At 49.0% G+C, this 8,918-nt stretch carries 8 protein-coding genes; 1 reads left to right on the forward strand and 7 read right to left on the reverse strand.

The window, feature by feature from the left end; all coding sequences use genetic code 11:
• Nucleotides 1-58: 58 nt before the first annotated feature.
• A complete protein-coding gene (locus ACFQ2O_RS17370; RefSeq protein WP_377530717.1) occupies nucleotides 59-1,015 on the reverse strand; it encodes a PfkB family carbohydrate kinase in 957 nt (318 codons plus the stop codon).
• A gap of 159 nt (nucleotides 1,016-1,174) precedes the next feature.
• Between ACFQ2O_RS17370 and ACFQ2O_RS17375 the strand changes: the two genes are divergently transcribed.
• Complete coding sequence (locus ACFQ2O_RS17375) at nucleotides 1,175-1,765, forward strand: hypothetical protein (protein WP_377530719.1); 591 nt, start codon at nucleotides 1,175-1,177, stop codon at nucleotides 1,763-1,765.
• A gap of 78 nt (nucleotides 1,766-1,843) precedes the next feature.
• Here ACFQ2O_RS17375 and ACFQ2O_RS17380 read toward each other — a convergent pair whose 3' ends face one another.
• From ACFQ2O_RS17380 to ACFQ2O_RS17405, 6 genes are all read right to left on the reverse strand, one after another.
• Complete coding sequence (locus ACFQ2O_RS17380) at nucleotides 1,844-2,800, reverse strand: transketolase family protein (RefSeq protein WP_377530721.1); 957 nt, start codon at nucleotides 2,798-2,800, stop codon at nucleotides 1,844-1,846.
• A 27-nt stretch (nucleotides 2,801-2,827) separates the two neighbouring features.
• Nucleotides 2,828-3,667, reverse strand: coding sequence for a transketolase (locus ACFQ2O_RS17385; RefSeq protein ID WP_377530723.1), 840 nt, complete (start codon nucleotides 3,665-3,667; stop codon nucleotides 2,828-2,830).
• Nucleotides 3,668-3,719: 52 nt separating this feature from the next.
• On the reverse strand, nucleotides 3,720-4,373 hold the full coding sequence (gene fsa, locus ACFQ2O_RS17390; protein WP_377530725.1) for a fructose-6-phosphate aldolase: 654 nt from the start codon (nucleotides 4,371-4,373) through the stop codon (nucleotides 3,720-3,722).
• Nucleotides 4,374-4,520: 147 nt separating this feature from the next.
• Nucleotides 4,521-5,960 carry a D-xylose transporter XylE gene (gene xylE, locus ACFQ2O_RS17395; protein WP_377530727.1) on the reverse strand — a complete coding sequence of 480 codons (1,440 nt, stop codon included), beginning with the start codon at nucleotides 5,958-5,960 and terminating at the stop codon, nucleotides 4,521-4,523.
• A 35-nt stretch (nucleotides 5,961-5,995) separates the two neighbouring features.
• On the reverse strand, nucleotides 5,996-7,327 hold the full coding sequence (xylA, locus tag ACFQ2O_RS17400) for a xylose isomerase (protein ID WP_377530730.1): 1,332 nt from the start codon (nucleotides 7,325-7,327) through the stop codon (nucleotides 5,996-5,998).
• Nucleotides 7,328-7,360: 33 nt separating this feature from the next.
• The gene (locus ACFQ2O_RS17405; protein ID WP_377530732.1) at nucleotides 7,361-8,842 is read right to left on the reverse strand and encodes a xylulokinase; all 1,482 of its coding nucleotides are present in this window, start codon (nucleotides 8,840-8,842) and stop codon (nucleotides 7,361-7,363) included.
• Between the last annotated feature and the right edge of the window lie 76 nt (nucleotides 8,843-8,918).

Here is an 8,918-nt window from a genome sequence, read left to right on the forward strand (position 1 = left end):
ACGCTCTAAACCCTTTTTATAGTTATGATTTTAAGATAATTAGCTCATAAAGTAGCCGCTATACTTTCCACCCGACCAGTTTCTGGTCAATTATTTTCTTGTCGGGATAAGAGGGTTGGGAGCCGTATTGCGCTACTGCCAGGGATGAGGCCATCGCGGCAAAACGGAATGCCTGCGCTGGCTGCTGCCCCTCCCAAAGCGCGAATGCAAGTGCTGCGGCAAAGGCGTCTCCGGCTCCTGTGGAGTCTACCATCTGCACATCCGGTGCTGGAAGGTATAGCTCCTGCTGGTCGGCGGTGATCATCACATAGCCTTTGTCTCCCATCTTCACCAAAGCCTGTCTTGCTCCTTTGGCTATGATGGCTTTACAAGCCTTTATTCCATCTTCAGGCTGCCGTATAGCAAAGCCAGCCATACTTTCCGCTTCAGATATATCCGGAGTCAGAAAGTCGGCTAGTGCATAAAACTGGTCTTGTAGCAGGCTTGCTGGAGTAGGGTCAATGAGTATGGTAAAGTTTCTGTCTTTGGCTGCATGTAAGGCTGCTATTACCACATCAGCCGGAATCTCCAGATCTACCGTCAGTATAGAGTTATCGGGTGCGTTGGAGATAACGTTAGCTACATGTGCAGGAGAGGCAGGTTCCCAGCAGTCGTGCGCGTTGTTCACGGCAAGTATAGCCTCGCTGCCGTTTGGTTGAACAGCTATGATGGCAAAGCCAGTGCGCCGCCCTGATGCCTGTTTCACGTGCTCCAGTTGCACACCTGCCTCTTGTAAAGGTTTGAGGACCTCTACAGCTTCCTGATCGTGTCCTAACCTGGCCAGGAGCCATGATGGAGCGCCAAGTTTAGCAATGTAATAAGCTCTGTTTGCTGCTTTGCCGCCACTTGCTGTGCGCAGGTCTCTGGCTGTGATAGTTTCTCCTGGCTTAGCTTTGTCTTCGGCTCTAACCTGTATGTCTTTGATCGCACTTCCTAATGATAAGATAACTCCTTTGCCCATGTTTCTTTTTGCCACTGGTTCGCTTCCTACTACGCATATAAAGTATAGCTGACGTTCTTATGCCTGCTGGAGCTGTTAAAAGGACTGCCTGTTCCGGCCACTACCTATGTCTGAACCAATCGGCTACTCTACACCGTATAGATTTTTAAAATGAGAACAGACAAACACACAACTATGGGAAAAAATAAAGCACAAAGCTCTTTAGCTATACTAGGAGATGCTATCGGCAAAGGTATACTGGCAGGTTTGGCAGGTACGGCAGCTATTACTATCTCGCAGATGATTGAGATGAAAATAACCAAGCGTGGCGGAAGTTCATCACCTTCCAAAGTAGCAGGCCAGGTGATGGGGGTTGTACCTAGCAATAAGAAGCAGGCTTCAGAATTAGCAGGAGAAACTGTGGAGCCAGAGAAAACGAATGAAGAAGTAAAGGAAGAGCATGCAGCACGATTTTCGCAGCTGATGCATTGGCAGTATGGCACTAGCTGGGGAGTACCAAGAGGGCTTCTCTCGCTGACAGGCTTAAATGGTTTGCCAGCTACAGCTTTACACTTTGCTGGTATCTGGTCTACTGCGCAGGTAATGTTACCTGCTGCCAACGCTTCTGAGCCTATCACCAAATGGTCGCCGAAGCAGATTGCTACCGATGTGCTGCACCACGCCGTATATGCCGTAGCCGCAGGGCTTATGTTTGATTACATCGATCAAACGGTTAAGAAAAAGAAATCGAAGAAAAAGAAGAAGAATAACAAAAAGAAGAGCTGATTCTGAATACAAACAACAAGTATAAAAGCGAAGGGCTAGTCAAATTGACTAGCCCTTCGCTTTTATACTTGTTTATACTTATCCTTTTCGCTGTATGGCTTTCTGGGCCGCCTGCACGATGTTGTCGGCATCCAGGCCATACTTGGTCATCAGCTCCGCCGGGGGACCTGACTCACCGAAGCTGTCGTCTACGGCCACATACTCCTGCGGCACCGGGTCGTGCTTGACGAGCACCTGCGCAATGGAGTCGCCCAGCCCGCCGAGGCGGTTGTGCTCTTCTGCCGATACCACGCATCTAGTCTTGGCAACGGATTTCAGCACGGCCTCCTCGTCAAGCGGCTTGATAGTATGGATGTTGATGATCTCGGCGGAGATACCCATCTCGGCCAAACGCTCTCCTGCCTGTATGGCTTCCCACACCAGGTGCCCGGTGGCAAAGATGCTCACATCGGTTCCCTCGTTCACCATCCAGGCCTTGCCGATCTCGAACTTTTGGTCGGCAGGGGTGAAGATAGGGACCACAGGGCGGCCAAAGCGCAGGTACACCGGTCCGTGGTGGTCGGCGATGGCGATGGTCGCAGCCTTGGTCTGGTTGTAGTCGCAAGGGTTGATGACGGTCATGCCCGGCAGCATCTTCATCAGGCCGATGTCCTCCAGGATCTGGTGCGTGGCGCCGTCCTCGCCCAGTGTAAGGCCAGCGTGGGAGGCGCAGATCTTCACGTTCTTATCGGAGTAGGCGATGGACTGGCGGATCTGGTCGTAGACGCGGCCGGTGGAGAAGTTGGCGAAGGTGCCGGTGTAGGGAATCTTGCCCCCGATGGTCATGCCCGCGGCGATGCCCATCATGTTGGCCTCGGCGATGCCGATCTGGAAGAAGCGCTCCGGGTTCTCCTTGATGAAGTCGCCCATCTTCAGCGAGCCCACCAGGTCGGCGCACAGGGCCACCACGTTGGGGTTGGTGCGGCCAAGCTCCAGAAGCCCTGCCCCGAAGCCCGAGCGTGTGTCTTTCTTATCTGTATAAGTATATTTCTTCATTTGTCAGGTTCTTTTCTTGGTGTGGGATTAATAATCTTCTAAAGTAGAGTTGAGCTGTGCCAGTGCAGCCTCCAGTTGCTCATCGTTTGGAGCCACGCCATGCCACTTGTGCGAGCCTGTCATAAAATCTACGCCGTGGCCCATGTTGGTTTGCATCAGGATCATGATCGGCTTGGCCTTGTGTGCCTTCGATTTTGCCAGTTCAAGCCCTCGCAGCACATCCTGCATGTCGTTGCCGTTCATTTCCATCACATCCCAGCCAAAAGCTTCCCACTTGGCTTTCAGGTTGCCTAAATTCAATACCTGATCTGTGGGGCCGTCGATTTGCTGGCCATTCACATCGATGGCAGAAATCAGGTTGTCTACTTTGTTGTGCGGCGCAAACATGGCTGCTTCCCATATCTGGCCTTCCTGCAGTTCCCCATCTCCGTGTAAACTAAATACAAGGCTGTTGTCGCCGTTCAGTTTTTTGGTTAGGGCAGCACCAATGGCTACAGAAAGCCCCTGGCCCAGCGAACCGGAAGCAATGCGTATGCCTGGCAAGCCTTCGTGCGTGGTAGGGTGGCCCTGCAGGCGCGAATTAATTTTTCTAAAAGTTGACATTTCGCTCTTGTCAAAGTAACCGGCTCTTGCCAGCACGCTATAGAAAACAGGAGAGATATGTCCGTTCGACAGGAAGAACAGGTCTTCGCCTGCACCATCCATGTCAAATCCTTCTTTGCGCTTCATCACCTCAAAGTATAGCGCCACCAGGTAATCGGTGCAGCCAAGCGAGCCACCCGGGTGGCCAGACTGGCATGCATGCACCATGCGCACTATATCCCTGCGGACTTGTGCGGCTATGTTTTCTAATTCTTTTATTTCCATTGCTATAATGTTTTAAAGTCTGTTGTAAAGTATAAAACAGGAGGGGGATTGGCTATTTAGTCTGCGCCGCATCCTCTAAAAATTTCTTCAGGCCGCTATCCGTTAACGGGTGTTTTAGCAAGCCTAAAATTGGCTCTAGCGGACAGGTGCACACATGAGCGCCTGCTTCTGCACATTTCACAATATGGATAGAGCTACGAATAGATGCTGCCAGAATCTGCGTATCGAATCCTTGGATAGCATAAATCTGCGCAATCTGCTCTATCAGCTGCACGCCATCATAGCCAATGTCATCCAGGCGGCCCAGGAACGGAGAAACGTAGGTTGCGCCTGCCTTAGCTGCAAGTATGGCCTGACCGGCAGAAAATATCAAGGTGCAGTTTGTTTTGATGTTGTTGTCAGAGAACCACTTCAGCGCTTTCACCCCCTCTTTTATCATCGGCACTTTTACCACAATGTTCGGGTGTATGGCCGCTAGTTTTTTCCCTTCTTCTACCATGCCTTCAAAGTCGGTAGAGATTACCTCTGCGCTGATGTCGCCGTCTACCAGTTCGCAAATAGCTTTATAGTGTGCCATAATGGCTTCCTGGCCTCTGATGCCTTCTTTAGCCATCAGGGATGGGTTGGTGGTAACGCCATCCAGTATACCCAGGTCATGCGCTTCTTTGATTTGCGCTAAGTTTGCTGTGTCAATAAAAAATTTCATAGTTTTTGATTTAAAGTGAGATTTATACTTGCTAGAAAGATTAAGCGCTCTTGACTGCTAAAATCAAGAGCGCTCAGTCTTTTAAAAATTTTAATACAATGAGTTGTTAAGGTTTCTGTGCTTTAGCGCATCTACGTTAACAACAGCTTAGACTCTTGTGCTGCCTGCTGCCACAGGCTCTTCCGGAACAAGGTCAGACTTCTTTCTCCACAGCGCTTCCATATCCTCCAGTTTCTTGCCTTTGGTTTCTGGTACAAACTTCCAGACGAACAGGATGGTTACTATGCACATGGCACCGTATATCCAGAAAGGGAAACCTCCGTGGAAATTATCCATCAGGTAGGAGTTACCCATCATCATCGGGAAAGTCTGGCTTACGGCGAAGTTAGAGATCCACTGTGCTGCTACGGCAATAGCCATGGCCTTGCCACGTATCTGGTTAGGGAAGATCTCAGAAAGTAACACCCACACTACCGGCCCCAGTGATAGGGCAAAGCTGGCGATGTAGCCTAGCATGAAGATAAGGATCCAGCTGTCTGTGATTTCCAGGTAAGCCGTTGTGCCTACAGCTGTAATACAGATACCCATACCCAACGAACCAAAGATCATCAATGGCTTTCTGCCCAGACGGTCAACAGTAAGTATAGCTATAACGGTAAACACTAAGTTTACAGCACCCACTACAATTGTTTGTAGCAGGGCAGTATCTGTAGTACCACCACCTAACTGGCTAAAAATTCTGGGAGCGTAGTATAAGATAACGTTGATACCAGTAATCTGCTGAAACACGCTCAGCATAATACCAATGAAAACTACCCATCCGAAGCCCTGGCCTAATATTCTAACTTTCGGCTTTGATAAATCCTGGTGCAAAGATGCCTTGATTTCAGCCAGAGCCTTCTTCGCATATTCAGGGTTCATGATCTTGGAAAGCACTGTGTCTGCCTTTTGCTCCTGGCCAACAAGCATTAACCAACGTGGGCTGTGCGGCACAAACAACAAAAGTAACAGGAACAGTCCTGCCGGAATGGTTTCGCTGCCAAACATCCAGCGCCAGCCGGTTTCAGTATTCCATGTTTGATCTCCCTGACCGGCGATCCAGTAGTTTACGAAATACACCACCAGCATACCAAACACAATGGCAAACTGGTTAAGCGACACCAACCGGCCACGTAAGTGCTCCGGAGCAATTTCGGCTATATACATCGGCGAAAGCATAGAAGCGATACCAACACCAACACCACCGACAATTCTGTATACAATAAACTCTGAAAAAGTATCAGGTATGGCAGAACCAATAGCGGATATGGTAAAGAAAAGTGCCGCGGCTATCAGACCTGGTTTACGACCAAAGCGGTCGGCCACCCAGCCTGCCACCGATGCTCCCAATATACAGCCAACCAAAGCACTTGATGCCGCCCAGCCTTCTTGCAGGTCGTTCAGGCCGAAGTGTATTCTCAGGGACCCAATGGCCCCCGAGATTACAGCAGTATCATACCCGAAGAGCAAGCCTCCAAGTGTTGCTGCCAATGTTATGCCCACAATGTAGGGCAGGTTCATGGCGGTTTTATTTGATTGATTTTCCATGAAAGGAAGCGTTATTATTTACAGTTCTTCAAAGACTAGATATACCTGTTGATCAGGTTCTCTAAGTACTCTTGCTTGCCGCTCTGAAGCGTTGGCTCACCGCTCTCAACAGCGTAAGCCATCAGATCTTCTAAAGACAGTTTACCAGCTTCAAACTCTTTGCCTTTGCCGCTGTCAAAAGAGGCGTAGCGGTCGGCACGGATTTTCTTGAAATCTGATTTCTGCAGGATGTTGTCTGCAGTGATTAACGCTCTTGCAAACACGTCAGCACCACCAATATGGGCGTAGAACAGGTCTTTCGGATCGGTAGAGTTTCTTCTGATTTTGGCATCAAAATTAACACCGCCACCTTGTAAGCCACCTGCTTCCAGGAACACCAGCATCGCTTCCGTAACTTCTGTGATGTCGTTCGGGAACTGGTCTGTATCCCACCCGTTCTGGTAGTCACCGCGGTTGGCATCAATAGAGCCAAGCATACCTGCATCAGCAGCTACCTGTAGTTCGTGCTGGAACGTATGGCCTGCCAGCGTTGCATGGTTTACCTCGATGTTTAGTTTGAAATCACCTAGCAGGTCGTACTGACGCAGGAAGCCAATTACAGTAGCAGAGTCATAGTCGTACTGGTGCTTGGTTGGCTCCATTGGCTTAGGCTCAATAAAGAAGGTGCCTTTAAACCCTTGCGAACGGGCATAGTCTTTAGCAGTGTGCAGGAATTTAGCGAAATGCTCCTGCTCACGCTTCATATTCGTGTTCAGCAGGGTCATGTAACCTTCGCGGCCACCCCAGAATACATAGTTCTCACCGTCCAGCGCAATTGTAGCATCCATCGCGATTTTAACCTGAGAAGCTGCATGCGATAACACATGGAAATCAGGGTTGGTAGACGCACCGTTCATGTAACGGCTGTGAGAGAATACGTTGGCAGTACCCCAAAGCAGTTTCACGCCGCTTTCAGCTTGTTTCTGCTTCGCGTATTCTACCATTACCTGCAGTCTGCGCTCGTTTTCTTTGATGTCGTTTGTATAATCTACCACGTCCACATCGTGAAAGCAGTAGTATGGAAGGTTGATTTTGGTGATGAACTCAAAAGCAGCATCCATCTTATCTTTTGCTCTTTCGATCGGGTCAGATTTCTCGTTCCAAGGGAAAGTAAGCGTTGCACCGCCAAACGGGTCAGAGCCATCAGCATTGAAAGAATGCCAGTATGCTACAGCGAAGCGTAAATGCTCTTTCAATGTTTTACCTGCTACCACACGGTTCTCGTCGTACCAGCGGTACGCCAATGGGTTATCAGACTCAACACCTTCGAATTTTATTTGGTCTATGCCTTTAAAAAACTCTTTTTCTCCTAATACAATGTTTGCCATGAGAATTTAAATTATTAGCTATTTTGTTTTAAATTAATTGTGGTTCAGTTGTTTCTCCAGTAGTGCTTTCCACTCCTGGTATGCGGGTTCATATTGCTCAATTGCCTTTGGTTCGATGATATGCAGTTTTTTGCTGTTTGTAAACGCTTCTTCTTCAGAGGCGAAGGCTTTTACGCCAATTCCAGCGCCTAAGGCAGCACCTACGCTACCGTCATTCTGATACAGCTCTACCGGCACATGCGTGGCATTTACAAAAGCCTCGGTAAAGGTGCTGCTCAGGAAAAGGTTGGCTTTACCGGCACGGATGATGCTTGGGTTCATGCCGCTTTCGCGCATAATATCCAGGCCGTAGCGGAACGCGAAGGCAATACCTTCCTGCACAGCTCTAAACATATGTGCCTTTGTATGCAGGTTCAGGTCAATGTTATGGAAGTGCGTGCCTACAATTTTGTTATTCAGCATGCGCTCAGCACCATTGCCGAAAGGTATAACACGCAAGCCATTGCTGCCGATGCTAACTTTTCCTGCCATTTCGTTCATCTCAGCATAGCTGATGCCTGTGCCGGCTGTGTTTTTCATCCAGCGGTTCAAGCTGCCTGTGCCATTGATGCATAGGAGCACTCCCAGCCTTTTCTCTTCACCATAGTTTACGTGTGCAAAGGTATTCACGCGCGACTGCGGGTCATAAATTAGCTTATCGCTTATACCGTAGATTACACCAGAGGTGCCTGCTGTGGCGGCTACTTCACCTGGCTTCAGCACGTTCAGCGACAGCGCATTATTTGGCTGATCACCTGATTTGTAGGTAACAGGTATACCTGCTGTTAAACCAAGCTCATCGGCTACGGCTTTCTGTACCGCACCATGCTCTGAAAACACAGGGTTGATGTCCGGAATCAGCGACTTCTCAAACTTATAGTAGTTGAGCACATCGCTGGAAAGCTGGTCGTCCTGAAAATCCCAGAACACGCCTTCGGAGAGGGCTGATATACTGGTGGTGATGTTGCCGGTTAGCTTCATAGCCACAAAATCGCCGGGCAGCATGATCTTGTCGATGTTATAGTATAGCTCCGGCTCATTGGCCTTTACCCAGGCCAGCTTAGAAGCTGTAAAGTTACCCGGGGAGTTTAAGAGGCGCGACAGGCTTTTTTCTTCGCCTATGGTTTTAAATGCTTTATTGCCTATTTCCACAGCACGGCTATCGCACCAGATAATAGAATTACGCAGTGTTTGCTGCTGCTTATCCACTACCACAAGGCCGTGCATCTGGTAAGCTATACCAATGGCACCGATATCTTTAGGGTTATACTTACCGGTAGCGTTGGCTTTGAGCACAGCCGCTTTTACATGGTCCCACCACATTTCAGGCGCTTGCTCTGCCCATCCTGCTTTCGGGGAGATGATATCAGACTCCTCGTCAGGGTACTGCGCCGAAGCCAGCGACTCCTGCGTTTGCGCATCTACAACGGATACTTTAATGGATGATGTTCCTACATCTATACCTAATAAGAGCATATTATCTTAAGGGGAGTTTTGTGTAACTCTTAGATTTAAAAATCGAACTTCTCTGCTCTACAGCAAGAGTAAGTTT

This window comes from Pontibacter rugosus (assembly GCF_042678745.1).
GTDB lineage: Bacteria > Bacteroidota > Bacteroidia > Cytophagales > Hymenobacteraceae > Pontibacter > Pontibacter rugosus.